Origin of the sequence: Vibrio sp. RC586 (assembly GCF_000176715.1) — a bacterium.
Lineage (GTDB): Bacteria > Pseudomonadota > Gammaproteobacteria > Enterobacterales > Vibrionaceae > Vibrio.
Window position 1 is genome coordinate 91388 of record NZ_ADBD01000014.1, and the last position, 26918, is coordinate 118305.

Sequence of the window (26918 nt, forward strand, 5' to 3'; positions counted from 1 at the left end):
CATCCGTGTCACCTCAATCTTTTCCTCGCGTACTGATTTTTGATTCCGGAGTGGGTGGTCTTTCCGTGTATCGGGAAATCGAAGCTCGCTTACCGCAGCTTAACTACATTTATCTATTCGATAATGCAGCGTATCCCTACGGTGAATTGGCTCAAGAAACCTTGATTGCGCGAGTCGATGCTTTAGTCACACGAATGGTCGAAGAAGAGCAGATTGATCTCGTGGTCATTGCTTGTAATACCGCGAGCACCATAGTGCTTCCTGTACTCCGTGCCAAACTTACGATACCGGTAGTCGGGGTTGTGCCAGCGATCAAACCAGCGTCACTCATTGCTAGCAAGGCTATTGGGCTTATTGCTACGCCTGCCACAGTGAAACGACAATACACGCAAGAACTGATCCGTAATTTCTCCGCCAACAAAAACGTTGAGCTATTAGGTTCTACTCGGTTAGTGAATATGGCGGAAGAGAAATTGCGTGGTAAACCTCTCGATCTTGATGAGCTAGAAAGCATACTGCACCCACTCAAACATACCATTGATGTTGCCGTGCTAGGCTGCACTCACTTCCCTCTAATCAAAGAAGAAATTCAGCAAGTGCTCGGAGAGCAAGTCCAACTGATTGATTCGGGTGTCGCGATTGCGCGAAGAGTTCAAGAGCTGTTAGGAATAGACAAAGGAGAGAGTTCAAATCGAAAACATCAGATTTATGCTAGCGCACCCCCATGGGAGGAAAGTGCGCTGAATATCAAGCTTGAACAGTTGGGGTTTAATCCTGTTCAGCCATTTCCTCATCCGATTTAGGATCATTAGCAATACGAACTTTCAACGTTCGCTGCATATATTCCTTTTCATTGAGAGCATCAATCGCACTTTGAGCTTGGTTTGCTGCGATAACTACAAATCCAAACCCCCGCCGTTTACCCGTTCGTTTATCCTTCATAAGGCGTACCGCAAAGACCTCGCCATACTCCGCGAACAACTCTTTTACATGGGATTCATTCGCTTTGTAGGGCAAATTGCCAACATACAAAGTTTTCGTTGTAGAAGGAGTCTCTCCATCTTGGCTTGAAGTGGTGGATTGAGTAGAAAGTTTGCAAATTAAAGTCGTTGCAACCACACCAATTAAAAAAGCAATAGAAGAGGGTAGAGTCAATTGCGATAAAATCCCGGCACCAATAACCGCAAGCAGGGCAATCCATAATATAGATTTGTCAGATTTCATATTGAATTACTACGCATCAGAGAAAAAGAAGAGTCACTGTCTATCGATGAATTAACAAAATAGACACAGGAATCTTACGTATATGCTTGATATTTTTCCAATCGAATGGTGTGACCCCCCTCAATATGTTGAAATTTTATTCAAAAAACAGCCTGTTGTTGGCTTTTTGAGCGAACGATTTTTTTTGCCAAAAAAAAGCTTGTCATAAAACACAACCTCCCTATAATGCGCCCTCACTGACACGGCGTGAGGTTCAAATCACAAAGTGGAAAGAAAATGAGAAGAAAAAGTTTTAAAAAACGTTTGACACTCAAATAAATAAGCGTAGTATACGCAGCCCTAGCGAACGAAGCTGAAAGGCGGTTTCGATAGGCCAAGCTCAAGCTCTTTAACAATGTAAACCAATCAATCTGTGTGGGCACTCGTTGATGATAATCGCAAAAGATTTATCAATGAACTGAGTGACCATTTGAATGAGCAATCATTCAGCACAGTCAATTCAACATTACTTCGCTTTTTATTAAGCAAAGAATGTAATCAGTATTCATTGAGCCGAAGCGAAAGCTTCAAAAAACTTTTAATTGAAGAGTTTGATCATGGCTCAGATTGAACGCTGGCGGCAGGCCTAACACATGCAAGTCGAGCGGCAGCACAGAGGAACTTGTTCCTTGGGTGGCGAGCGGCGGACGGGTGAGTAATGCCTGGGAAATTGCCCGGTAGAGGGGGATAACCATTGGAAACGATGGCTAATACCGCATAACCTCGTAAGAGCAAAGCAGGGGACCTTAGGGCCTTGTGCTACCGGATATGCCCAGGTGGGATTAGCTAGTTGGTGAGGTAAGGGCTCACCAAGGCGACGATCCCTAGCTGGTCTGAGAGGATGATCAGCCACACTGGAACTGAGACACGGTCCAGACTCCTACGGGAGGCAGCAGTGGGGAATATTGCACAATGGGCGCAAGCCTGATGCAGCCATGCCGCGTGTATGAAGAAGGCCTTCGGGTTGTAAAGTACTTTCAGTAGGGAGGAAGGTGGTTAAGTTAATACCTTAATCATTTGACGTTACCTACAGAAGAAGCACCGGCTAACTCCGTGCCAGCAGCCGCGGTAATACGGAGGGTGCAAGCGTTAATCGGAATTACTGGGCGTAAAGCGCATGCAGGTGGTTTGTTAAGTCAGATGTGAAAGCCCTGGGCTCAACCTAGGAATCGCATTTGAAACTGACAAGCTAGAGTACTGTAGAGGGGGGTAGAATTTCAGGTGTAGCGGTGAAATGCGTAGAGATCTGAAGGAATACCGGTGGCGAAGGCGGCCCCCTGGACAGATACTGACACTCAGATGCGAAAGCGTGGGGAGCAAACAGGATTAGATACCCTGGTAGTCCACGCCGTAAACGATGTCTACTTGGAGGTTGTGACCTAGAGTCGTGGCTTTCGGAGCTAACGCGTTAAGTAGACCGCCTGGGGAGTACGGTCGCAAGATTAAAACTCAAATGAATTGACGGGGGCCCGCACAAGCGGTGGAGCATGTGGTTTAATTCGATGCAACGCGAAGAACCTTACCTACTCTTGACATCCTCAGAAGAGACTGGAGACAGTCTTGTGCCTTCGGGAACTGAGAGACAGGTGCTGCATGGCTGTCGTCAGCTCGTGTTGTGAAATGTTGGGTTAAGTCCCGCAACGAGCGCAACCCTTATCCTTGTTTGCCAGCACGTAATGGTGGGAACTCCAGGGAGACTGCCGGTGATAAACCGGAGGAAGGTGGGGACGACGTCAAGTCATCATGGCCCTTACGAGTAGGGCTACACACGTGCTACAATGGCGTATACAGAGGGCAGCAAGACCGCGAGGTGGAGCGAATCTCACAAAGTACGTCGTAGTCCGGATTGGAGTCTGCAACTCGACTCCATGAAGTCGGAATCGCTAGTAATCGCAAATCAGAATGTTGCGGTGAATACGTTCCCGGGCCTTGTACACACCGCCCGTCACACCATGGGAGTGGGCTGCAAAAGAAGCAGGTAGTTTAACCTTCGGGAGGACGCTTGCCACTTTGTGGTTCATGACTGGGGTGAAGTCGTAACAAGGTAGTGCTAGGGGAACCTGGCGCTGGATCACCTCCTTACACGATGATTGTCGTGATGAGTGTCCACACAGATTGATTCGGTTTAGATTAGAGAAGAGTATCTTAGTGTCCCGTTCGTCTAGAGGCCTAGGACACCGCCCTTTCACGGCGGTAACAGGGGTTCGACTCCCCTACGGGATACCACTTCCCTTGAGAAGTTAATGGGTCGTTAGCTCAGTGGTAGAGCAGTTGGCTTTTAACCAATTGGTCATAGGTTCAAATCCTATACGACCCACCATTTCCTTCCTCCACAGGAAGTAAAACATGTGGGCGATTAGCTCAGTTGGGAGAGCACCTGCCTTACAAGCAGGGGGTCACTGGTTCGAACCCGGTATCGCCCACCACTCTTTAAGCATTTTTGGAATATATTTCCAAACCACCCAACACTGCGTGGTTCGGATTTTTGCCGCCGAAAGTCCTTAAAAAGTGGCTCTTAGTGATAAGAAGTACTTTGCTCTTTAACAATTTGGAAAGCTGACAAAACAACAAATTATTGTTGTTTGTAAAGTTCTCAATGTTTATCGAAAGATAAACACCAACAACACATTCAAGTGTGCTTGGTATCGAATAAGACTTCGGTCTTGTTCAAATTTGAGTCCGGCAAAATCTGTCTCGCACTCATGTAAATTAAACGCGAGACAACTTAGGTTGTTTAAACAACAACCCGAAACTCCTTCGGGTTGTATGGTTAAGTGACTAAGCGTACACGGTGGATGCCTGGGCAGTCAGAGGCGATGAAGGACGTACTAACTTGCGATAAGCGCAGATAAGGCAGTAAGAGCCGTTTGAGTCTGCGATTTCCGAATGGGGAAACCCAACTGCATAAGCAGTTACTGTTAACTGAATACATAGGTTAACAGAGCAAACCGGGGGAACTGAAACATCTAAGTACCCCGAGGAGAAGAAATCAACCGAGATTCCGGTAGTAGCGGCGAGCGAACCTGGATTAGCCCTTAAGCACTCGGTGAAGTAGGTGAACAAGCTGGAAAGCTTGGCGATACAGGGTGATAGCCCCGTAACCGACGCTTCATCGAGCGTGAAATCGAGTAGGGCGGGACACGTGATATCCTGTCTGAATATGGGGGGACCATCCTCCAAGGCTAAATACTCCTGACTGACCGATAGTGAACCAGTACCGTGAGGGAAAGGCGAAAAGAACCCCTGTGAGGGGAGTGAAATAGAACCTGAAACCGTGTACGTACAAGCAGTAGGAGCACCTTCGTGGTGTGACTGCGTACCTTTTGTATAATGGGTCAGCGACTTATATTCAGTGGCAAGGTTAACCGTATAGGGGAGCCGTAGCGAAAGCGAGTCTTAACTGGGCGCTCAGTCTCTGGATATAGACCCGAAACCGGGTGATCTAGCCATGGGCAGGTTGAAGGTTGAGTAACATCAACTGGAGGACCGAACCGACTAATGTTGAAAAATTAGCGGATGACTTGTGGCTAGGGGTGAAAGGCCAATCAAACTCGGAGATAGCTGGTTCTCCCCGAAAGCTATTTAGGTAGCGCCTCGGACGAATACTACTGGGGGTAGAGCACTGTTAAGGCTAGGGGGTCATCCCGACTTACCAACCCTTTGCAAACTCCGAATACCAGTAAGTACTATCCGGGAGACACACGGCGGGTGCTAACGTCCGTCGTGGAGAGGGAAACAACCCAGACCGCCAGCTAAGGTCCCAAAGTATTGCTAAGTGGGAAACGATGTGGGAAGGCTCAGACAGCTAGGATGTTGGCTTAGAAGCAGCCATCATTTAAAGAAAGCGTAATAGCTCACTAGTCGAGTCGGCCTGCGCGGAAGATGTAACGGGGCTAAGCAATACACCGAAGCTGCGGCAATGTCCTTTGGGCATTGGGTAGGGGAGCGTTCTGTAAGCCGTTGAAGGTGAATCGTAAGGTTTGCTGGAGGTATCAGAAGTGCGAATGCTGACATGAGTAACGACAAGGGGGGTGAAAAACCTCCCCGCCGGAAGACCAAGGGTTCCTGTCCAACGTTAATCGGGGCAGGGTGAGTCGACCCCTAAGGCGAGGCTGAAAAGCGTAGTCGATGGGAAACGGGTTAATATTCCCGTACTCAATCAAATTGCGATGGGGGGACGGAGAAGGCTAGGTGGGCCAGGCGACGGTTGTCCTGGTTCAAGTGCGTAGGCTTAAGAGTTAGGTAAATCCGGCTCTTTCTAAGGCTGAGACACGACGTCGAGCACCTACGGGTGTGAAGTCATTGATGCCATGCTTCCAGGAAAAGCCTCTAAGCTTCAGATTTGATGGAATCGTACCCCAAACCGACACAGGTGGTCGGGTAGAGAATACCAAGGCGCTTGAGAGAACTCGGGTGAAGGAACTAGGCAAAATGGTACCGTAACTTCGGGAGAAGGTACGCTCTTGATGGTGAAGTCCCTCGCGGATGGAGCTGACGAGAGTCGCAGATACCAGGTGGCTGCAACTGTTTATTAAAAACACAGCACTGTGCAAAATCGCAAGATGACGTATACGGTGTGACGCCTGCCCGGTGCCGGAAGGTTAATTGATGGGGTTAGCGCAAGCGAAGCTCTTGATCGAAGCCCCGGTAAACGGCGGCCGTAACTATAACGGTCCTAAGGTAGCGAAATTCCTTGTCGGGTAAGTTCCGACCTGCACGAATGGCGTAATGATGGCCACGCTGTCTCCACCCGAGACTCAGTGAAATTGAAATCGCTGTGAAGATGCAGTGTACCCGCGGCTAGACGGAAAGACCCCGTGAACCTTTACTACAGCTTGGCACTGAACATTGAACCTACATGTGTAGGATAGGTGGGAGGCTATGAAGACGTGACGCTAGTTGCGTTGGAGCCGTCCTTGAAATACCACCCTTGTATGTTTGATGTTCTAACTTAGACCCGTTATCCGGGTTGAGGACAGTGCCTGGTGGGTAGTTTGACTGGGGCGGTCTCCTCCCAAAGAGTAACGGAGGAGCACGAAGGTGGGCTAATCACGGTTGGACATCGTGAGGTTAGTGCAATGGCATAAGCCCGCTTAACTGCGAGAATGACGGTTCGAGCAGGTGCGAAAGCAGGTCATAGTGATCCGGTGGTTCTGTATGGAAGGGCCATCGCTCAACGGATAAAAGGTACTCCGGGGATAACAGGCTGATACCGCCCAAGAGTTCATATCGACGGCGGTGTTTGGCACCTCGATGTCGGCTCATCACATCCTGGGGCTGAAGTCGGTCCCAAGGGTATGGCTGTTCGCCATTTAAAGTGGTACGCGAGCTGGGTTTAGAACGTCGTGAGACAGTTCGGTCCCTATCTGCCGTGGGCGTTGGAAGATTGAAGGGGGCTGCTCCTAGTACGAGAGGACCGGAGTGGACGAACCTCTGGTGTTCGGGTTGTGTCGCCAGACGCATTGCCCGGTAGCTAAGTTCGGAATCGATAACCGCTGAAAGCATCTAAGCGGGAAGCGAGCCCTGAGATGAGTCTTCCCTGATACTTTAAGTATCCTAAAGGGTTGTTCGAGACTAGAACGTTGATAGGCAGGGTGTGTAAGCGTTGTGAGGCGTTGAGCTAACCTGTACTAATTGCCCGTGAGGCTTAACCATACAACACCCAAGGGGTTTTGTAGTGGACTCAAAGCTAAGCGCATAAGAATGTGTGTGAGAACGAAGACAGCTTTCCAGATTATTCTCTAGAAATAGAGAGAAAGAATTTGCTTGGCGACCATAGCGTTTTGGACCCACCTGACTCCATCCCGAACTCAGAAGTGAAACGAAACAGCGTCGATGGTAGTGTGGGGTTTCCCCATGTGAGAATAGAACATCGCCAGGCTTTTAATCTCGCTGATAGTGTCATCATACTATCAGCACACAATTTGCGGAGAGATGGCTGAGTGGTTGAAAGCACCGGTCTTGAAAACCGGCGATGGTTAATAGCTATCCTAGGGTTCAAATCCCTATCTCTCCGCCACTATTAAGAAAGGCCGCTGATAATTCAGCGGCCTTTTTGCATTTCCGTCGTTTTTATTTTCAATAAAAGGTTATCGATAAAGTAGCGATAATCTATTCATCTAAAGTTCTTTATTTATCAACAACGCTTTTCTTTATAGAAACGACCCGCCACAGAGCTTGGACAAGTGGGTTGTCTAGTTGCGAACGCTTACAACAAACACCTAGTTGAAAGGGTTTTATCGGCATGAAGTTTAAGCGTTGAACCTTGTCACGTACGGGGCTGTTGTTAATAACCACATCCGGCGCGATGCCTACACCACACCCAAGAGCCACCAAGCTGACTATCGCTTCATGCCCTGCGATCTGCGCGTAGATATTGGGTTTAATCTTCATCTGCTTAAACCAAGTGTTGGCTCTATCTCGCGCTGTACCTGATTCAGGAACAATAAATGGAATTTCATTCCAATTGGGCTGCTCTTTTTGTAGTTCATCGACAAAGCTGCTGATCCCAAGCGGTGCAATGACTGACAGAGGAATTTCACTAATAGTGGCGAATTCGATACGACTAGGCAGTTGTTCTGGCATAGCAGAAATTGCAATATCGGCTTCGTCTTGCAGAATCTTATCGATTGCTTGTGCCGGATCTCCGGTCAGTAATTTGAATTCGATATACGGGTGTTTGAGGCGAAATGAGCTCAGAAGCTCTGGTAAGTGGCTATAGCTTGCTGTGACGGAACAGAATAGTTTTATCTCACCGCGCAGCTCTTGGCTGTGGTCATTGAGTTGTGTTGCCAGTTGTCGCCAATCGTTAATGATGCGTGCCGCAACGGGTAACAATTGTTGGGCTGCGGGTGTTAATTCGACACTGCGATTATCGCGCAGAAATAGCGTGTGGCCTAAGTCCTGCTCAAGTTTCTGTATCTGCCTACTGAGTGCAGACGGACTAAGATGCATTGCAGAGGCGGTTTTACTGAAGTTTTTACAGTCGCATAGATGGATGAATATCTGCAAGGTTTTGATGTTCACTAAATGGCCCTATGTTGCATTTGTTGCATTTGTTGCAATAACTAGTTGTGAATATATCACTTTGCGCAATTTTGTCTCTGGCTTAGTATGAGTTTATTCGGTCATATCGCACCGACTTAACGGAATCACTTATTAAGGAGCACCCACATGGCGAATTATTTCAATACGCTCAACTTGCGTGAACAGTTGGATCAACTTGGTCGCTGCCGTTTTATGGCACGCGAAGAGTTTGCAACCGAAGCTGACTACCTAAGAGGTAAGAAAGTGGTGATCGTGGGCTGTGGTGCTCAAGGCTTGAACCAAGGTCTAAACATGCGTGATTCTGGTTTAGATGTCTCTTACGCTTTGCGTCAGGCTGCGATTGATGAACAGCGTCAGTCATTCAAAAACGCGAAAAACAATGGTTTTAACGTGGGTAGTTATGAGCAACTTATCCCAACAGCAGACTTAGTCGTTAACCTCACTCCCGATAAGCAGCACACCAGTGTAGTGAATGCGGTGATGCCCCTGATGAAGCAAGGTGCAGCACTAGGTTATTCGCACGGTTTTAATATCGTTGAAGAAGGCATGCAGATCCGTAAAGACATCACGGTTGTGATGGTGGCACCAAAATGTCCGGGTACGGAAGTTCGCGAAGAGTATAAGCGTGGTTTTGGCGTTCCTACTCTTATCGCGGTACACCCTGAAAACGATCCGCAAGGTGAAGGCTGGGAAATTGCGAAAGCATGGGCAGCGGCAACGGGTGGTCATCGCGCGGGTTGTTTGGCTTCTTCTTTCGTGGCGGAAGTGAAATCTGATTTGATGGGTGAGCAAACCATTCTATGCGGTATGCTGCAAGCCGGCTCTATCGTTTGTTACGAGAAAATGGTTGCTGATGGCATCGACCCTGGTTATGCGGGCAAGCTTTTGCAATTTGGTTGGGAAACTGTGACTGAAGCACTGAAGTTTGGTGGTATCACGCACATGATGGATCGCCTTTCTAACCCTGCCAAAATTAAGGCATTTGAGTTGTCTGAAGAGCTGAAAGATTTGATGCGTCCTCTGTACAACAAGCATATGGATGACATCATCTCCGGCCACTTCTCAAGCACTATGATGGCTGACTGGGCGAATGATGATAAAGATCTGTTTGGCTGGCGTGCAGAAACCGCTGAAACTGCCTTTGAGAATTACCCTACAACCGACGTAAAAATTGCTGAGCAAGAATACTTTGATAACGGTATTTTGATGATTGCAATGGTGCGTGCTGGGGTTGAGTTGGCGTTTGAAGCGATGACGGCTTCAGGCATCATCGATGAGTCGGCTTACTATGAATCACTGCACGAACTTCCACTGATTGCCAATACGGTAGCGCGTAAGCGTCTGTATGAAATGAACGTGGTGATTTCTGACACAGCTGAGTACGGTAACTACCTGTTTGCGAATGTTGCTGTACCGCTACTGCGTGAAAAGTTCATGCCGAAAGTAGGCACGGATGTGATTGGTAAAGGTTTGGGTGCGGTATCTAATCAAGTGGACAACGCAACTCTTATCGAAGTGAACAGCATTATCCGCAATCATCCAGTGGAGTACATTGGCGAAGAATTGCGCGGCTATATGAAAGATATGAAGCGTATCGCGGTGGGTGACTAATTCCTTAATTTAGTTTTCCAAAGCAAACACAACAACACACTATAATAAAAACCAAGAAGGCTTAGTCGAATGACTAAGCCTTTCTTTATTCTGTCACTAAGTCACTTAGTGTATGGCTCTAGTGTTTATTTATCGGCTAATTTAGCTTCGAGTTCGGCCATTTTCTGTTCTAATTCAGTCAGCTTCTGGCGAGTACGTAATAAAACTTGGGTCTGAACATCAAACTCTTCACGGCTTACCACATCCAGTTTATTGAGTTGGCCTTGAATGACCTGACGTACTTTTTGCTCTACATCCGCACCCAGTTCTTTCACTGGTTGTGGCATGGCTTCATGGATTTGCTTGGCGATCTGCTCGAGTTTTTTTGCATCAAACATAGTTATTACTCCTGTTAAGTTGCCAACATTCTATGCAATTCAGCTGGTGATGTCGTTAGATTAGGCAATAAAAAAGGCCATCGAAATGGCCTTTTGTGATTGAGTCTGAGAGCTGGGATTACAGTTGACGATGAGCGGCTTTCGCTTCGTCAATACGTGCCAACTTCTCCAGATCTTTGTCTTCGACAAACACCGGCAGTGGTTTGTGTTTCTCTGCGAGGTAGCTGTAAATCACAGGTAGTACAAACAGAGTAAACAAGGTACCAATCGCCAAACCAGAGACGATAACGATACCAATACTGAAGCGCTGTGCTGCACCAGCCCCTGTTGCGTACATCAGAGGGATGAGGCCTGCGATCATCGCCGCAGTAGTCATCAGGATTGGACGTAGACGCACTTTCGCAGCATGCATTACAGCATCGATACGGCTGAGTTTGTTATGTAGTTGCTCTTCTTTAGCCACTTCACAGATCAAAATACCGTGCTTGGTGATAAGACCCACTAGAGTGATCAAACCTACTTGCGAATAGATGTTCATCGTTGCCGTACCCCAAGCCAGTGCGATCAACGCACCACAGATGGCGAGTGGTACAGACACCATGATTACTAGCGGATCTTTCAATGATTCAAACTGAATCGCCAAAACTAAGAAGATGATCGCCAATGCCAGACCAAACGTCGCGTAGAGTGCGCTACCTTCAGTGACGTACTGGCGAGCTTCACCCATGTAGTCATGGCTGTAGCCTTTTGGTAGTTTGCTGCTTGCCAAGTTTTCAAACCAATTGATGGCATCACCCATTGCTGTACCCGGTGAAGGTACTGCACCTACGGTTGCAGAGTTCAACTGGTTGAAGTGTGGCAAAGAGCGAGGCTCAGCGACGACATCAATCGTGATCAGGCTGCCCAATGGAATCACTTTGCCATCCGCCGCACGAACATAATAGTTGTTCATGGATTCTGGGTTGAGACGCCATTTACGTTCAACTTGTGGGATCACTTCGTAAGAACGGCCGTTGAGGTCAATACGGTTAACATAACCATCGGCCATCATGGTGCTGAGAGTGATACCAATGTCTTGCATGGTCACGCCGTAAGCACCGGCTTTGTCTTTATCGATATTGATCTTCATCGTTGCCGAATCGAAGTTGAGGTCAAGATCCGAGTACACGAACATTGGGCTTGATTTTACTTCGGTCAGAATGTCAGTCGCGATAGTGAACAGGCTTTCAAAGCTGTTTGGTGTCGTGATCACAAACTGGATCGGTAGACCTGAACCAGCGCCAGGTAACTCTGGCATCTGGAATGCGGTTACTGCAATGCCAGGGATCTCTTTTACCAAAGTACCCACACGGTTAGTCACTTCCGCTTGGCTCGCTTCACGCTGACTCCATGGAACCATAGAGGCAATACCAAAGGCCTGATTCGAGTTAGGCACACCGGTGAACACCTGAGCAAATTGTACTTCTGGCTGATCAGACAGAATTTGGTTCACGTCATGCATCGTATTAGCTAGATAATCGAGGTTGGCGTTAGAAGGGCCGGTACCCATCAACATGACTACCCCTTTATCTTCCGATGGTGCCAGCTCACTTGGGATGAACTTGAACAGCATGGGAAGGCTCGCAAATACGATAAATGCAAACGCGATAACCACAGGACGATGTGCCATGACGGCGCTGAGCATACGCTCGTAGCGTGCCGTCATGCGATCCAGTAAATGGTGTACCTTGAGTTCAAACTTGTTCGGAGCTTCATTTGCCTTGAGCATTTTTGAACACATCATCGGTGATAATGTCAGTGCGATAATCCCCGAAACAAATACCGCCCCCGCTAGCGTAAGAGCAAACTCTTTGAATAGCGCACCCGTAATACCACCCATCAATGCGATGGGGGCATACACCGCACCTAAGGTGAGCGTCATAGCAACAACGGGGATCGCAATCTCACGGGTACCGATAATGGCAGCGCGGAAAGGTGATTCCCCTTCTTTGATGTGACGGTCAACGTTTTCTAGAACCACGATCGCATCATCAACCACCAGACCGATGGCGAGTACCATGGCGAGTAGCGTCATCAGGTTCCAAGAGAACCCCATCATCTGCATCACCATCGCAACACCAATCAATGAAAGCGGGATGGTTATAATCGGGATCAGTACCGCACGTAGTGAGCCCAAGAACAGAGTGATCACCACCAGAACGATCAACGCTGCTTCTACGATGGTTTTAATAACCTCATGGATCGATTCGTTGATTGCAACCGTTGAGTCATACAACACGTTCATCTTGATGTTGCTTGGCATGTTCTTCTGCAACTCTGGCAACATCTCAAGTACATCTTTCGCGATGTTGATCGGGTTAGCACTTGGCGCAGCATTGATAGCCGCTACCACTGCTTCACGGCCGTTAGCACTTGCGCGATAAGTATCATGGCTTTTTGCCAAGGTAACTTTAGCAATATCACCTAAGCGAGTGACATTACCTTTTTCGGCTTTAACAACCAGATTTTCCAGCTCTCCAACCGTAGAAACCTGAGTATCGGCACTGCCGTTATAGAGAACAAATTCTCCTGTGGCTTGGCCGGTGGCCGACTGATAGTTGTTGGCATTGAGAATGCTCATCACATCAGTTGCAGACATATTGAGTGCTGCCATTTTTGCAGGATCAAGCCAGACGCGCAGTGCGTATTTCATACCGCCGTACAGATCGATACTCGACACACCATTAACGGCGTAAAGCTGTGGATTAACCACGCGCTCTAGGTAGTCAGTGATCTGGCTAGAAGCCAGCTCTTCACTGGTGAAACCGATGTAAAGTACCGCAGTCGTTGAACCAGTCGACATGGTTACGGTTGGATCTTCCGACTCTTTAGGAAGCTGAGAACGAACGGAGTTGGTTTTAGCCAAAACATCCGACAACGCCGCGTTAGGATCGGTGTTGAGTTTCATGGTTACCGTAATCGTTGAGCGGCCGAGTACCGACTGTGAGGTCATGTAATCGATGTTATCCGCTTGCGCGACCGCTTGTTCCAAAGGTTGAGTGATAAAGCCTTGGACGAGGTCGGCACTCGCACCATAGTAACTGGTGGTTACCGTCACGACGGTATTGGTCATTTCAGGGTATTCGCGCACCTGCATTTTGAACACGGCTTGTAAACCAAGCAGAACGATCAAAAAGCTGATGGATACCGCTAAAACTGGACGTTTTATAAAAACATCAGTAAAGCGCATGATGCCTCCGCTTACAGCATTGGGGTTTCAGCTGGTGGTGTAGTTGCATCGCTCTCGACAACACGAACTTTTGCACCATTACTTAGACGAACTTGACCTGTAGTCACCACGATATCGCCCGGTTTTACGCCTTCAAGAATGTGAGCAATAGACTTAGTTCGCTCACCCACTTTCACCACATGTTGCTGCACACGTTTTTCACCGTTTTCTTCGGTGATCACATACACATTATCGCCGTAGAGTGTGTAAGTAATGGCGGTTTGTGGCAGGGTGACTTGGTTGTCTAGCTTAGGCAGAATAATGTTGGCACGTGCAAACATACCGCTACGCAGCTTGCCATCACTATTTGGGATATTCGCTTGCACTTGGATCAGGCCACTTTGTACGCTTACCGCGGGTTCAATTGCTGAAATCGAGCCTTTGAATGACGTTTGTGGATAGGCATCGACAAAAATATCGACTTCCTGATTGAGTGAAATACGTGAAATATCCGTTTGAGGCACAGTAAAACGTAGGCGCATTACGCTGGTATCTTCCAAGCGCACAATATCGGTGCCTGGTTGCAGGTATTGGCCTAGAAACACATTACGAATACCGATCACACCAGCAAAAGGGGCTTTGATTTCACGGCGAGCAATGGTTGCTTTCAGGCTTTCAATGTCTGCTGCTAATGCGTAGTAGTTGGCTTCCGCTTCATCGTAAGACTCTTTCGAGATAGAGCCTTTTGTAAATAGACCTTTATAACGCTCATACTTGGCTTTTGCTGCCGGAAGACGAGCTTCTGAGCTTTTTAAGTTCGCTTTTTCTACTGCGGAATCGAGTAGAACTAGAGGCTGATCTTTCGCCACTTGGGTGCCTGACTCAAACGTAATTTGATCAATGACGCCCGCCGTTTCCGTCGTTAGTGTTACCCCTTGATTCGGTTCAATAAAACCAATCGCTTCAATGACTGGTACCCAGTCGACAGGATTGACAGTGGTTACCGTGACTGGAAACTCAGGTTCTGGGCGATTGGCGAGATACTCGGCAATTTTCTTTTGTTTGAAAAGGTTGAAGCCTATCACGCTGCCAAAAAGCAGGATGGCGATAAGCAACATAAAGAATGTCCACTTTTTCATTCTGGTGCGAACTCCAAATTAGTGTTGAGTAATAGCATCCCAACTGGCTTGAATCATCGCATCGAGAGTTGAATCATCCAGTTGATAAAAACCTAAAGCGTATTGACGAGCAAGAGTGACAGCGGTTTCAAAACTCAGTGCAGAAAGAAGACGATTATCGAGAGGTTTGAAGAGTCCCTGCTGCTTTCCTTGGTCGAATAGCAATTCGACTTTGGCAAACATTTTCCGTTCTAGTTCCCTTACATTGCAACAAGTTGTTGTTGGTAAAGACTCATACTGCACTCGATTACTGATAATGTCACGACAAGAGCCGGCCAACGTCCAAATATTAAGCCACATAGTACGGAAGCATTCCTGCAAAGACATGTCATCTTGGATATTGGTTTGCACCACTTCTGCGATTTGTTGACTGACATGCAAACGAACCTCAGTCAGCAGATGATCTTTATCGCGGAAGTATCGATAAATCGTTCCAGTCGCCATATTCGCCGTTTTAGCCAATTTATGCATCGAGAGTCCTTGAAACCCTTGTTCTGCAATTAATTTTTCTGCGGCGATTAAGATCTGGAGTTGTTTATCGTAGTGCACCAACTCGGACATCACATTTCTCTGCAAATGAACGGTTGTTCATTATAGCGGCTAACACCCCCTGTTTTGCAATACACTTGTGCAGTAAATTTTCATAAAGGCAGTTTCTTTATTGGTAATCCGCTGCCAGAGGATTATTATTGGCGGCTGAATTGTGAAGACTGAGAGCACCATGAAGCTGAACCCAAGACAAGATGAAGCCGTCAAATACGTCTCCGGACCCTGTCTGGTATTGGCGGGTGCAGGCTCGGGCAAAACGCGCGTTATCACCAATAAAATGGCTTATTTGGTTCAACAGTGTGGCTATAAAGCACGCAATATTGCGGCAGTGACGTTTACCAATAAAGCCGCGCGTGAAATGAAAGAGCGCGTTGCTCAAACGCTTGGTAAAGGTGAGTCGCGCGGATTAATGGTGTCCACCTTTCATACCCTTGGCTTAAATATCATTCGCCGTGAATTCAAGGCTCTCGGCCTTAAAGCAGGCTTTTCACTGTTTGACGATCAAGATCAGCTCGCGCTACTCAAAGAATTGACTGAAAAGCAGCTCGATGGCGATAAAGATCTGCTCCGTTTGTTACTCAGCACCATTTCCAACTGGAAAAATGACATGCTGACTCCACCACAAGCCAAGGCAATGGCGAAAGGGGAACAGCAGCAGGTTTTTGCACACTGTTTTGAGCTTTACCAAAAACAGATGCAGTCCTACAACGCGCTTGATTTTGATGATTTGATTTTGCTCCCCGTACTGCTACTGCGTAGTAGTGAAGAAGTCCGCCAACGCTGGCAAAATCGTATTCGCTATTTGTTGGTGGACGAATATCAAGACACGAACTCTAGCCAGTATGAGCTGGTTAAACTGTTAGTTGGAGAGCGTGGCCGCTTGACCGTGGTAGGGGATGATGACCAGTCGATCTACTCATGGCGCGGTGCCAAGCCACAAAACTTGGTCTTGTTAGGTGAAGACTTTCCGAGTTTAAAGCTGATTAAGTTGGAGCAAAATTACCGTTCCACGAGCCGTATTTTGCGTGCCGCCAATATCTTGATTGCGAATAACCCCCATGTGTATCAAAAAGCACTGTTTTCTGAGTTAGCGGAAGGGGAAAAGCTCAAGGTCATTCTAGCCAATAATGAAGATCATGAAGCGGAACGAGTGACCGCGGAGATCATCGCGCATAAGTTTCTTAACCGAACCGAATATCGCGATTACGCAATTTTATATCGTGGTAACCATCAATCGAGGCTGATTGAAAAGTCGCTGACTCAAAACCGCGTACCCTACAAACTTTCTGGTGGCACTTCGTTTTTTGCGCGTGCAGAAATCAAAGACATCATGGCTTACCTGCGAGTCTTGGTGAACCCCGATGATGACAACGCATTTTTACGGATTGTGAATACACCGAAGCGTGAAATCGGCCCAGCTACGCTCGAAAAGCTAGGCAGTTACGCCAATATGCGAGGAAAAAGCCTATTTGCGGCGAGTTTTGAACTTGGCTTAGAGCAGCATTTAGGTGGGCGAGGGCTAGACAACTTACGCCGCTTCACTGAATGGTTGGTGGCGATTGCTGATAATGCTGAGCGTGGTAACACGGTGGAAGCCGTACGCGCGTTGGTGCGCGATATTCGTTATGACGATTGGTTGTATGAGACCTCTTCCAGTCCGAAAGCGGCCGAAATGCGCATGAAAAACGTCTCCGATCTCTATTCATGGATCGTAGCGGATTTGGAGGGAGACAATCCTGATCAGCAAGAGAAAACTCTGAAAGAGGTGGTGCAGCGTTTAACCCTGCGTGACATGATGGAGCGTGGTGAAGAGAACGATGACAGCGATGCGGTACAACTGATGACACTGCACGCTTCAAAGGGCTTGGAATTTCCGTTCGTGTATTTGATTGGAGCTGAAGAGGGCATTTTGCCGCATCAAACCAGTATTGATGAAGAGAATGTCGAAGAAGAGCGCCGCCTAATGTACGTTGGGATCACCCGAGCACAACGCGAGCTGACGTTTATCGTGTGTAAAGAGCGCCGTCAGTTTGGTGAACTGATCAAACCTTCGCAAAGCCGCTTTTTGGATGAGTTGCCCCAAGACGATATCGAGTGGGAAGTAAAGAAAAAGCCCGTCACCCAGGAAGAGCGTATGGCCAAAGGCCAAGCGCATATCGCTAATTTAAGAGCGATGTTTAAGAAGTAAATAAAGAAGGGCTTTTGACAAGCCCTTCTTTATTATCAATTGATGGAATGGTAAACCCGCTTATTACAGGCCTGCGATCATATGCTCAATCGCAGCAACGATTTCATCGTCAGAACAATCCATACAGGTGCCTTTTGGAGGCATGGCATTGAAGCCGTTTAGCGCGTGGTTTTTCAACACATCCTTACCTTGGGCGATACGAGGTCCCCATTCAGCCGCATTACCAATTTTGGGTGCGCCACTTACCCCAGAGGAGTGACAAGCGATACAGAAAGTACCATAAACTTGAGAGCCTTCTCGTGGCCCTGTGGGTTCCGCTTTTGCTGGTTCGCTACCAGCAAGATAAACGCTACCTACAGGTTTAATACGTTCTGCAATAGCGTTTTTTTCGGCATCCGTAGTGGCAAAGGCTGCGGTAGAAAATGTTAGAGCAGCGAACAGTACGCTTAAGAGTGATCGAGACATATCCATTAACTCACTTTACATTCCGAAGGTAAGTGCTGCTTACCTATTATTTTTAGAGTGTTCCAATTTAACAGACGGTAATTGCTGTTAAATCAATGTAAATTTTGGGTGATTATATCCTGAGAAGTTGTTGCAATAAACAACAAGTTGCGATCTTCCGGCGGTGAGTCACAACCTTTATAAGGGAATAGTAGCAAGCATCTGATGAAAAAGGCGCCAAACAGTAAAAAAAGTAAAAAAAACACTAGACGCCCTAATGTGATATACGTATTATTCCACTCCGCCGATAGGGCATGCGCCCGTAGCTCAGCTGGATAGAGCGTTGGCCTCCGGAGCCAAAGGTCGAAGGTTCAAATCCTTTCGGGCGCGCCATTTCGCCCGGGGAATATCGGTAAAGAATTTCAGTGGTGGCTATAGCTCAGTTGGTAGAGCCCCGGATTGTGATTCCGGTTGTCGTGGGTTCGAGCCCCATTAGCCACCCCATTTATTTCGGTGATAGTCAACTATCTCCTGTCTTAAGAAAGCTTCTTAAGCAAAATAAAGTCGGTGAATAGCGCAGTTTGGTAGCGCATCTGGTTTGGGACCAGAGGGTCGGGGGTTCGAATCCCTCTTCACCGACCACTTATTGAAAGACTAGGCGTTTAGCGTGGTCTGAAATAACGGCAAACAAGCGGTTATTGCAAGTTTCAGTGGTGGCTATAGCTCAGTTGGTAGAGCCCCGGATTGTGATTCCGGTTGTCGTGGGTTCGAGCCCCATTAGCCACCCCATTTATTCCGGTGATGAATCATTATCTCCAGTCTTAAGGCTAGCTTCTTAAGCAAAATAAAGTCGGTGAATAGCGCAGTTTGGTAGCGCATCTGGTTTGGGACCAGAGGGTCGGGGGTTCGAATCCCTCTTCACCGACCACTCTTCAAAGCCTCAGCAAACGCTGAGGCTTTTTTCATTTCTATTTCTATCTATTTTTACCTTACACCTAGTTCAGCACCAATGGCGAGTTGATATCGCTATTGCTCCGGTGATCCTTCCTGTCTTTAATTTCTACTTTGTGGATTGTTCATAATGAAATTGCGATCTTATTGGCAATTCATGCTTCTTTCTCGTCAAAGGCTAGTTATCGCGGCTAAAGTTATGGGGAGAGGTATATTGTTTTACGTTTTTCTGTTGTTATTTATGTTGGTTTCTGAGGGTTTTTACTAGTTTTAATTACTGCATATTGTGCCTTGAGTTAGATAAATGCTTTGTCCTTGGTGCGTTGCATTCGGTGTTTGTTTGTTTATTGTTAATTTGTTGGTTTTCCTATAACGATAAAATATGCATTGGTCTTTTTATCTCCTGTTAAAAGTTAGAAGGTTTTTAGCAACAAATACCGAGCTTATCGTGTTGTTGTCATTAATTTTAAAATGGTAAGACCAATAAAATATGTGAATTTATTGCATATTGAACAACATCTATAAATTGTTTCTGCTTAATGGCGACTTTTTATTCTCTCTTTGTTGCTTTTGTGTGAAAGATTTGCCAAATTGAGAACCTTATAAATTGTCAGAATATTGTTCTGATTGGAATGGATGCAAAATGTACAATCAGCGCTCTTTTTTGCTGGTGTACTTCAGACAGGGCAGAGTGCTGCCTCAGCGGTAGAGGTCTGATGGAATGTCACTTTTAGAAGTCAAAAATCTTAGAATTGAATACCCTTCTCGTCACGGGGTACATGCGGCGGTGAAATCACTCACTTTAGATATCCAACGAGGTGAAATAGTTGGTGTAGTGGGGGAGTCGGGTGCTGGAAAATCCACCGTTGGTAATGCGGTTATCGATTTATTAAGCCCTCCCGGAACCATTGCAGGTGGTGAAGTTTATTTAAACGGCGAAAAAATTTCGGGGCTGTCGCCACAAGCCATGCGTGAAGTGCGTGGTAGTAAAATCGGTTTTATTTTCCAAGATCCGATGACCTCGCTGAACCCACTGTTTACCGTTGAGCATCAGTTAACAGAAACCATTCATGCCAACATGCAGGTCAGTGCTCCGGAGGCGTATCAACGCGCTTTGTCGCTGATGAAGCAAGTGGGCATTCCACAGCCCGAAAATCGTCTTAAACAGTACCCTCACCAATTTTCGGGTGGTATGCGCCAACGTGTGGTGATTGCGATTGCTCTCGCCGGGGAGCCGGATCTGATCATTGCTGATGAGCCAACTACGGCACTTGATGTGTCGATTCAAGATCAGATCCTGAATCTGATTCGCGAACTGTGTAAGAAGAATAATGTGGGTTGCATGTTGGTTACTCACGATATGGGGGTGGTTTCTAACGTTACTGATCGCGTTGCGGTGATGTACCGTGGTGATTTGGTGGAGTTTGGCCCGACAGCTAAAGTGCTTGGTACGCCGGAGCACCCATATACGCGCAGCTTAATTTCTGCTGTTCCTCGTTCTGATCGCAAGCTCGACCGCTTTCCTTTAGTGAGTTATATCGAAGAAGCGAAAGAGCTGAAGCCGTTTGATGTGAAAAATCACTGGTTAGGGCAAAGCCAAGATCACCGTAAATACAGTGGTTCACTGTTGAAAGTGGAAAACGTGAATCTGCGTTTTGTGACCAAAGATTCTCTCTTTGAACATCGTCGTGAGTATGTTCAAGCCTCAAATAACGTCAGTTTCGAAGTGCGTGAAGGAGAGACCTTTGGCTTGGTGGGAGAGTCTGGTTCAGGCAAATCAACTATTGCTCGTGTGATTGCGGGGTTATACCAACCCAATGATGGTCGCGTGACTTTTGAAGGCATCGATTTAACCGCACTGAAATCAGAACACGAACGCCGCCCACTGCGTCGCCAAATGCAGATGGTGTTCCAAAACCCGTATACCTCGATGAATCCACGGATGAAGATTTTTGACATCATCGCTGAGCCGATCCGCTTTCATAAATTGACTCGCAGCGAGAGCGAAACCCGACAAATCGTCAATGATCTGCTTGAGCACGTAGGGTTAGGAAAGATGGCGGGTTTGAAGTATCCCCACGAATTCTCCGGTGGTCAGCGTCAGCGTATCTCCATTGCGCGCGCTCTTGCCACCCGTCCACGCCTACTGATTTGTGATGAACCTACCTCGGCACTGGATGTGTCGGTGCAGGCGCAAATCCTGAATTTGCTTAAAGATCTGCAAGATGAGCTCAATCTGACTATGCTGTTTATCAGCCATGATTTACCGGTGATCCGCCAGATGTGCGATCGCGTTGGGGTCATGCAGATGGGGACGTTGCTAGAGGTGGCCCCCACCGAGCAGCTATTTACGGATCCGCAACACGAATACAGCAAAAAACTGATTTCCTTAATGCCTGAATTTACAGGCTTACGCGAAAGCACTACGGCAGCATAGCCGTTAATCATGGACCAACTTTCCGGTTGGCGATTGTTACAAAAGCAAATACAACAAACTAGGGATCTGGATTCCCGCATAAGGAGTTATGCAATGAAAACCATGAAAAACAAACTGGCGTTGGCTTTGATAGCGGCTGGCTTGAGTTTTGGTGTGATGGCGGCGGATATTACCGTGGCTTATGACGCTGACCCAGTCTCAATGGACCCACATGAGCAGCTATCTGGGGCAACACTGCAACTGTCACACATGGTCTTTGATCCACTGATTCGCTTTACACAAAAAATGGAATTTGAACCTCGCTTGGCTGAGTCTTGGCAGCGTGTGGATAATGAAACTATGCGCTTCACGCTACGCAAAGGGGTGAAGTTCCATTCAGGCAACGATTTTACTGCTGACGATGTAGTATGGACGTTCAATCGTTTGAAAGAATCGGCTGACTTCAAAGGGATTTTCGAGCCTCTGGTGTCTCTCACCAAAGTGGACGATTACACCATTGAAATCAAAACGGCGGGCACTTATCCCCTGATCGAAAACGTGGCGACTTACATCTTCCCGATGGACAGCAAATTCTATACTGGTAAAACCGCGGACGGCAAAGATAAAGCAGAAATCGTTAAGCATGGTAACTCTTACGCTTCTGAGCATATCTCAGGTACTGGTCCATTTACGGTAACGGGGCGTGAGCAAGGCGTGAAGATGGAGTTCCAGCGCAACCCTAATTACTGGGATAAAGCCTCAAAAGGTAACGTGGATAAGTTGACGCTCGCCGTGATTAAAGAAGATGCCACTCGTGTTGCGGCACTATTGTCTGGTGGCGTTGATATGATTGCCCCTGTTGCTCCTAACGATTATCAACGCATTAAAGACGCGAAGGGCGTGGATCTGTTCACCATGCCGGGTACGCGTGTGATCACTTTCCAAATGAACCAAAATAGCAACCCTGCACTGAAAGATGTGCGCGTCCGCCAGGCGATCGTTTATGCGATCAATAACGCAGGGATAGTGGACAAAGTGATGAAGGGGGCCGCCACTACGGCTGCGCAGCAAAGCCCTGTTGGTTATGCCGGTTACAACGAAAACCTGAAACCACGCTTTGACCTGAATAAAGCCAAAGAACTGATGAAAGAAGCGGGTTATGAGAAGGGCTTCAACCTAACCATGATCGCGCCCAACAACCGTTACGTGAACGATGAGAAGATCGCACAAGCGGCATCGGCGATGTTGTCAAAAATTGGTATTAAAGTTGACCTGAAAACCATGCCAAAAGCGCAATACTGGCCTGAGTTTGATAAGTGTGCGGCAGACATGCTGATGATTGGTTGGCACCCAGATACTGAAGACTCAGCGAACTTCACCGAGTTCCTGACCATGACGCGTGATGAGAAAACGGGTAAAGGCCAATACAACTGTGGTTACTACTCGAATGCGGAAGTGGATAAGCTAGTTCACCAAGCGAACGAAGAAACGGATCTGGAAAAACGTAGCACCATGCTGAAGAAAGTTGAGGAGATCCTGTACAACGAAGCGGCATTTGTACCTCTTCACTTCCAAGATCCATCATGGGCAGCCAAACATACGGTTGATATCGCACCGATCATTAACGGTATGGACTTCCCATACTTTGGCGACCTAGTGGTAAAAGAGTAAGTGTAAATAGCTCCTCTCTGCGGGTATTTGCCCGCAGAGAACGCTGTCGGGTACTTTGCTTTGTTTCAGTTGGGCAAAGTACCCTTTTTAAAACTGAAAATTTTTGGCGCTGTACTGCGCGCACAGATTCACATGGAAAGTTAAGGGGCAAGGAATGTTTTCGTTTCTGGTCAAGCGCCTATATCAGGCACTGATAGTGATGTTTGTGATCAGTTTGGTGGCGTTTGCCATTCAGGATAATCTGGGTGACCCGCTACGTGAGCTTGTTGGTCAGTCAGTTTCGGAAGCGGAGCGCCAAGCGCTGCGTGACAAACTTGGCCTCAATGATCCTTTTATCACCAAATATACTCGTTTTGTTACCGCTGCTGTGCAGGGTGACTTGGGGACTTCCTATTATTTCAAGCGCCCTGCGCTGGAAGTGATTTTTGATAAGCTGGTGGCCACACTGGAGTTGGTGTTTGGTGCCACACTGATCATCATTGTCTTTTCGATCCCGCTCGGGGTGTACTCAGCCATTCATCCGAAAAGTCTGTTTACCAAAATAGTGATGGCGGGCAGTAGTATTGGTATTTCCATTCCGGTGTTTTTAACTGCGATCATGCTGATGTATGTATTTTCGATTGAGCTGGGTTGGTTACCATCCTACGGGCGTGGAGAAACGCTGAATTTATTGGGCTGGGAATCGGGCTTTTTTACGATCGATGGCTTGCGTCACCTCGTTCTGCCTTCGATTGCACTCGCCTCCATCATGTTGCCGCTGTTCATTCGCTTGGTGCGCTCGGAAATGCTTGAGGTATTGAGCTCGGAATACATTAAATTTGCTCAAGCCAAAGGTTTGCCACTTAACAAAATCTACTACCAACATGCGTTGAAAAACACCATGTTGCCAGTATTGACCGTCGGTGGGGTGCAAATTGGCACTATGGTGGCGTACACCATTTTGACCGAAACCGTATTCCAATGGCCGGGCACGGGGTTTCTATTTTTAGAGGCGGTGAACCGTGTTGATACGCCGCTTATTACGGCTTACGTTATTTTTGTTGGGCTGATCTTTGTTGTCACCAACACCATAGTCGATCTCTTGTATGGTCTGATTAACCCGACCGTCAATCTCACTGGCAAAGGAGCATAACCATGAGTGCCGTATCTACAGCTCCTTCACGTTGGGAGCGCTTTAAGCAGTCGGATTTTCTGTATTATTTCTTACGCGACAAAGTGGCGATGAGCAGCTTTGCGGTGTTTATGCTGTTTGTGATTATCGCGATCAGCTCGCCATGGATCGCTCCGACTAACCCGTATGATCTCTCTTCGATTGATATAATGGATGCAGAATTACCCCCTTCATGGATGGACGGTGGCAATGAGCATTTTCTGTTAGGAACTGATGAACAGGGGCGCGACATCTTTTCGACCATTCTGTATGGCTCTCGCTTGTCACTGACCATTGGCTTCTTGGCGGTGGGCTTACAGCTGGCATTAGGTATCGTCATTGGTCTTTCTGCGGGCTATTTTGGCGGACGGATTGATAGCTTCTTGATGCGTTTTGCTGATATTCAGCTCTCATTCTCTACCATGATGGTGGCCATTATTGTCTCGGCAATTTTTAAAGCCAGTTTTGGTGGTGAATTTTTCAGCCAATACGCCGTGGTGATGTTGGTGGTAATTATCGGCGTGGCTGAATGGCCACAATACGCACGGACGGTGCGCGCTTCTGTACTTGCTGAGAAGAAAAAAGAGTATGTGGAGGCAGCACGCGTGATGGGTTTTAAAGCTCCACGCATTATGTTCCGCCATATTCTGCCCAACTGTTTGTCGCCGATCTTGGTGATTTCAACGGTACAAGTCGCCAACGCGATCATGTCAGAGGCGGCACTCTCCTTCCTTGGCTTAGGATTACCTGTCGATCAACCTTCACTAGGTTCGCTGATCAGCATTGGCTTTACCTACATTTTCTCAGGTGCATGGTGGATCACGGCATTCCCAGGCATTGTGCTGGTATTGTTGGTGTTAGTGATTAATCTACTCGGTGATTGGTTGCGTGATGTGTTTAACCCGAAAATTTACAAAGGGTGAGTAAATCTGATTGATTTGCTTCACAAACTCTCCATAAACTAAGAGCCGTATTTGAATGCGGCTCTTTTTTTGCATTTATCTTTGCTATACCGGATCCCAATACGTGTGAGTGATGAGAAGAATGACATTACTTACCACGGATTTCAGTCACAGAGAATTAAGGAGACAAGCGGATGCCGAAATGGATTCTATGCTGTAACCTCAGTGTGGTTTTGCTGTTGCTCACTCCGATCGCTTTAGCGGCGAACAGCGAGTATTTGTGTGATGCGCAACAAGCGGCGGTGAATCAATTGCCGGTGCTCGATGCAACTTGCCCAATTGGTGATGGCCTATGGGGAAAAAAGCCTAAGCGCGGCGATTCTCTGTTCTGGATCCAGTGTGGCATGTTAAGCAAGCCAATGCCGCTTGCAACGGTGAAATCCATCTATGAGCATATTTCCACGGATATTTGGGTCAAACCAGAGCCGAAAGGTTCACGTTGCTTGATTGGCCCCTACAGCGATTTCTCGCTCGCAAGTAAAGAACTGAAAAAGGTCAAAAAACTGGCCACGTTTGAGCAAGCATTCATCCGTCAAGTGGTGAAAACCTCTGCGCAGCAGCCTGTGATGAAAACAAAACCTGTGGCTTCAGCGGTTGCTACTACCACGACAGCCGTGGCTTCTGAAACTGCGATGAAAAAGCCAGCGAGTACAGCGAAAGTGGAGCAAAAAAACGTGCCCGTTACCACAGCGGCTAAACTAGCGCCAAAACTCAATAGCACGCCTAAATCCTCGGGGAATAACGATTTCGTATTGCGCCAGCAAGTGAAAGTGAGCAATCAAACCTTCGCATTACCTTTTACTGAAAACCCCAAAGTGCAGTTCTACATGGAGCATGATCAGGCGTGGAATCGCCTCGATTATGATGCTGCGCAAATTGTGTGCCGAAATCTCGGCATGCGACTAGTCACTGAGCAAGAGTGGTCGGCATTACTGAGTTCTAAACAGATGCAGCAACATCAATGGCCAGTTCAACTGCCTTATTGGGGTGAAGGGCGTAAAGGGATGTTCACCACTGGCAAAGTCAATGTGTTAAAAGGCTCATCACTGCTCAATGTGGTGTGTGTGAGGTAAAACGCTTCTAAATGAGAAAGCGGCTATGAGCCGCTTTCTTTATTGAACAGAATTGAGTATGGATGCTACCGCATCGTGCATCTATACTATTTATTTCTGACTCTGGAAGTATTCTGGAAACCTTTTGATTGCAAGGTATAAGGAGAGTTTTCCAGAAAAGACTAAAAATTGGCTAAATTTTAAGAAATTGTAAGTCTGGAAAATCGATTTTCCAGACTACTGAACATATCTAAAAGGTAACGTTCCAGAATAATTTAGCGGTCGGCGCTATCAGCAATATAAATTCAGAAATATATAGTAGATTGATTAGGGCTCTAAGCACACATAGACTGTACAATTCCAAAAGCTATCCAGGCGATCAATTGCTCCCATGGTAGTCTTAGCTTATAGATCTACATAATGCCTATGGCACTTGAAAGCAATCCCTGAGTAAATCCCGTTCCCCTTTCTCTATTCCTGCTTTTTTTGCTAGTTCCTCCCATCGTGAAACGGCAGTGGCTACTTTTTGGTAAATATCATCAGCTTTCTTAGAATCTAACTGAAAGTATTCTGCGACCTCATAGGCTAGTTTAATCTCAAGAGCATTGCTCATGTCATCGATGTTTAGGTGCAACCCCGTAGCATTCAGGGTAGGGTTAATGTCATACGCTGGCGATAATCGCCAACCTGTCGTATCAAAAATGAAACCGTGGTTACGTAGATGGTGGTCGCTATTGGAAACCATAATATTGAATAGTATGCGCGCCCAAAGCTGCTCTAAGTCTTCTTGTGTGTTTGAGCCATTCTGGATAAGGAATTCAGCGAGTTCTAGATAGCTTGCACCGTCATCA

At 47.1% G+C, this 26918-nt stretch carries 16 protein-coding genes, 9 tRNA genes and 3 rRNA genes; 20 read left to right on the plus strand and 8 right to left on the minus strand.

Annotation, left to right across the window (positions count from 1 at the left end):
• Positions 1-5: 5 nt before the first annotated feature.
• On the plus strand, positions 6-803 hold the full coding sequence (gene murI / locus VOA_RS00710) for a glutamate racemase (RefSeq protein WP_000074883.1): 798 nt from the start codon (positions 6-8) through the stop codon (positions 801-803).
• Here the strand turns inward: murI and VOA_RS0118785 are convergent.
• Positions 769-1224 carry an RNA recognition motif domain-containing protein gene (locus VOA_RS0118785; RefSeq protein ID WP_000833988.1) on the minus strand — a complete coding sequence of 152 codons (456 nt, stop codon included), beginning with the start codon at positions 1222-1224 and terminating at the stop codon, positions 769-771. The two genes, murI and VOA_RS0118785, sit on opposite strands and share 35 nt — an antisense overlap.
• 578 nt (positions 1225-1802) lie before the next feature.
• Between VOA_RS0118785 and VOA_RS00705 the strand changes: the two genes are divergently transcribed.
• From VOA_RS00705 to VOA_RS00675, 7 genes are all read left to right on the plus strand, one after another.
• Positions 1803-3345: ribosomal RNA gene (locus VOA_RS00705) — 16S ribosomal RNA — on the plus strand.
• A 68-nt stretch (positions 3346-3413) separates the two neighbouring features.
• Positions 3414-3489: transfer RNA gene (locus VOA_RS00700), tRNA-Glu, on the plus strand.
• Between the two features lie 19 nt (positions 3490-3508).
• Positions 3509-3583 (plus strand) — tRNA-Lys (locus VOA_RS00695).
• A 30-nt stretch (positions 3584-3613) separates the two neighbouring features.
• Positions 3614-3689 (plus strand) — tRNA-Val (locus VOA_RS00690).
• A gap of 342 nt (positions 3690-4031) precedes the next feature.
• Positions 4032-6918 (plus strand): 23S ribosomal RNA (locus VOA_RS00685).
• A gap of 110 nt (positions 6919-7028) precedes the next feature.
• A 5S ribosomal RNA gene (gene rrf, locus VOA_RS00680) occupies positions 7029-7144 on the plus strand.
• Together the 16S, 23S and 5S rRNA genes with 4 tRNA genes alongside form the textbook arrangement of a ribosomal RNA operon.
• A gap of 47 nt (positions 7145-7191) precedes the next feature.
• A tRNA-Ser gene (locus VOA_RS00675) sits at positions 7192-7282 on the plus strand.
• A 110-nt stretch (positions 7283-7392) separates the two neighbouring features.
• Here the strand turns inward: VOA_RS00675 and ilvY are convergent.
• Entirely contained in the window at positions 7393-8289 is an 897-nt protein-coding gene (ilvY, locus tag VOA_RS00670; protein WP_032468430.1) for an HTH-type transcriptional activator IlvY, read from the minus strand.
• 147 nt (positions 8290-8436) lie between these two features.
• Here ilvY and ilvC point away from each other — a divergent pair, with 147 nt between their 5' ends.
• Entirely contained in the window at positions 8437-9921 is a 1485-nt protein-coding gene (gene ilvC / locus VOA_RS00665) for a ketol-acid reductoisomerase (RefSeq protein WP_000024931.1), read from the plus strand.
• Positions 9922-10046: 125 nt separating this feature from the next.
• Here ilvC and ubiK read toward each other — a convergent pair whose 3' ends face one another.
• The 4 genes from ubiK to vexR all read right to left on the minus strand — a co-directional run bounded on the left by ubiK (position 10047) and on the right by vexR (position 15245).
• Positions 10047-10298, minus strand: coding sequence for a ubiquinone biosynthesis accessory factor UbiK (ubiK, locus tag VOA_RS00660; protein WP_000458935.1), 252 nt, complete (start codon positions 10296-10298; stop codon positions 10047-10049).
• A 118-nt stretch (positions 10299-10416) separates the two neighbouring features.
• The gene (gene vexB, locus VOA_RS00655; protein ID WP_001212857.1) at positions 10417-13527 is read right to left on the minus strand and encodes a multidrug efflux RND transporter permease subunit VexB; all 3111 of its coding nucleotides are present in this window, start codon (positions 13525-13527) and stop codon (positions 10417-10419) included.
• A gap of 11 nt (positions 13528-13538) precedes the next feature.
• On the minus strand, positions 13539-14645 hold the full coding sequence (gene vexA / locus VOA_RS00650; protein ID WP_032468431.1) for a multidrug efflux RND transporter periplasmic adaptor subunit VexA: 1107 nt from the start codon (positions 14643-14645) through the stop codon (positions 13539-13541).
• Between the two features lie 18 nt (positions 14646-14663).
• Entirely contained in the window at positions 14664-15245 is a 582-nt protein-coding gene (vexR, locus tag VOA_RS00645; protein WP_001293198.1) for a TetR family transcriptional regulator VexR, read from the minus strand.
• A gap of 160 nt (positions 15246-15405) precedes the next feature.
• Between vexR and rep the strand changes: the two genes are divergently transcribed.
• A complete protein-coding gene (gene rep / locus VOA_RS00640; protein ID WP_000773977.1) occupies positions 15406-17421 on the plus strand; it encodes a DNA helicase Rep in 2016 nt (671 codons plus the stop codon).
• A 63-nt stretch (positions 17422-17484) separates the two neighbouring features.
• Here the strand turns inward: rep and VOA_RS00635 are convergent, their stop codons facing one another.
• Complete coding sequence (locus VOA_RS00635) at positions 17485-17892, minus strand: c-type cytochrome (RefSeq protein ID WP_000367643.1); 408 nt, start codon at positions 17890-17892, stop codon at positions 17485-17487.
• A gap of 289 nt (positions 17893-18181) precedes the next feature.
• On the opposite strand from VOA_RS00635, the gene VOA_RS00630 reads away from it, so the two are divergent.
• The 10 genes from VOA_RS00630 to VOA_RS00585 all read left to right on the plus strand — a co-directional run bounded on the left by VOA_RS00630 (position 18182) and on the right by VOA_RS00585 (position 26088).
• A tRNA-Arg gene (locus tag VOA_RS00630) sits at positions 18182-18258 on the plus strand.
• 35 nt (positions 18259-18293) lie between these two features.
• A tRNA-His gene (locus VOA_RS00625) sits at positions 18294-18369 on the plus strand.
• A 61-nt stretch (positions 18370-18430) separates the two neighbouring features.
• Positions 18431-18507, plus strand: a tRNA-Pro gene (locus VOA_RS00620).
• 71 nt (positions 18508-18578) lie between these two features.
• Positions 18579-18654 (plus strand) — tRNA-His (locus tag VOA_RS00615).
• A gap of 62 nt (positions 18655-18716) precedes the next feature.
• A tRNA-Pro gene (locus VOA_RS00610) sits at positions 18717-18793 on the plus strand.
• 744 nt (positions 18794-19537) lie between these two features.
• Positions 19538-21253, plus strand: coding sequence for a dipeptide ABC transporter ATP-binding protein (locus tag VOA_RS00605; protein ID WP_000054473.1), 1716 nt, complete (start codon positions 19538-19540; stop codon positions 21251-21253).
• Positions 21254-21346: 93 nt separating this feature from the next.
• Positions 21347-22903, plus strand: coding sequence for an ABC transporter substrate-binding protein (locus VOA_RS00600; protein ID WP_000855620.1), 1557 nt, complete (start codon positions 21347-21349; stop codon positions 22901-22903).
• Between the two features lie 154 nt (positions 22904-23057).
• Entirely contained in the window at positions 23058-24035 is a 978-nt protein-coding gene (locus VOA_RS00595) for an ABC transporter permease (protein ID WP_000490822.1), read from the plus strand.
• A gap of 2 nt (positions 24036-24037) precedes the next feature.
• Positions 24038-24976, plus strand: coding sequence for an ABC transporter permease (locus tag VOA_RS00590; protein WP_001277191.1), 939 nt, complete (start codon positions 24038-24040; stop codon positions 24974-24976).
• 173 nt (positions 24977-25149) lie between these two features.
• Entirely contained in the window at positions 25150-26088 is a 939-nt protein-coding gene (locus VOA_RS00585) for a hypothetical protein (protein WP_001127300.1), read from the plus strand.
• 403 nt (positions 26089-26491) lie between these two features.
• On the opposite strand, the gene VOA_RS0118790 is transcribed toward VOA_RS00585, so the two are convergent.
• Positions 26492-26918: type II toxin-antitoxin system HipA family toxin (locus VOA_RS0118790; protein WP_001184429.1), on the minus strand; the 427-nt coding region annotated here is incomplete at its 5' end.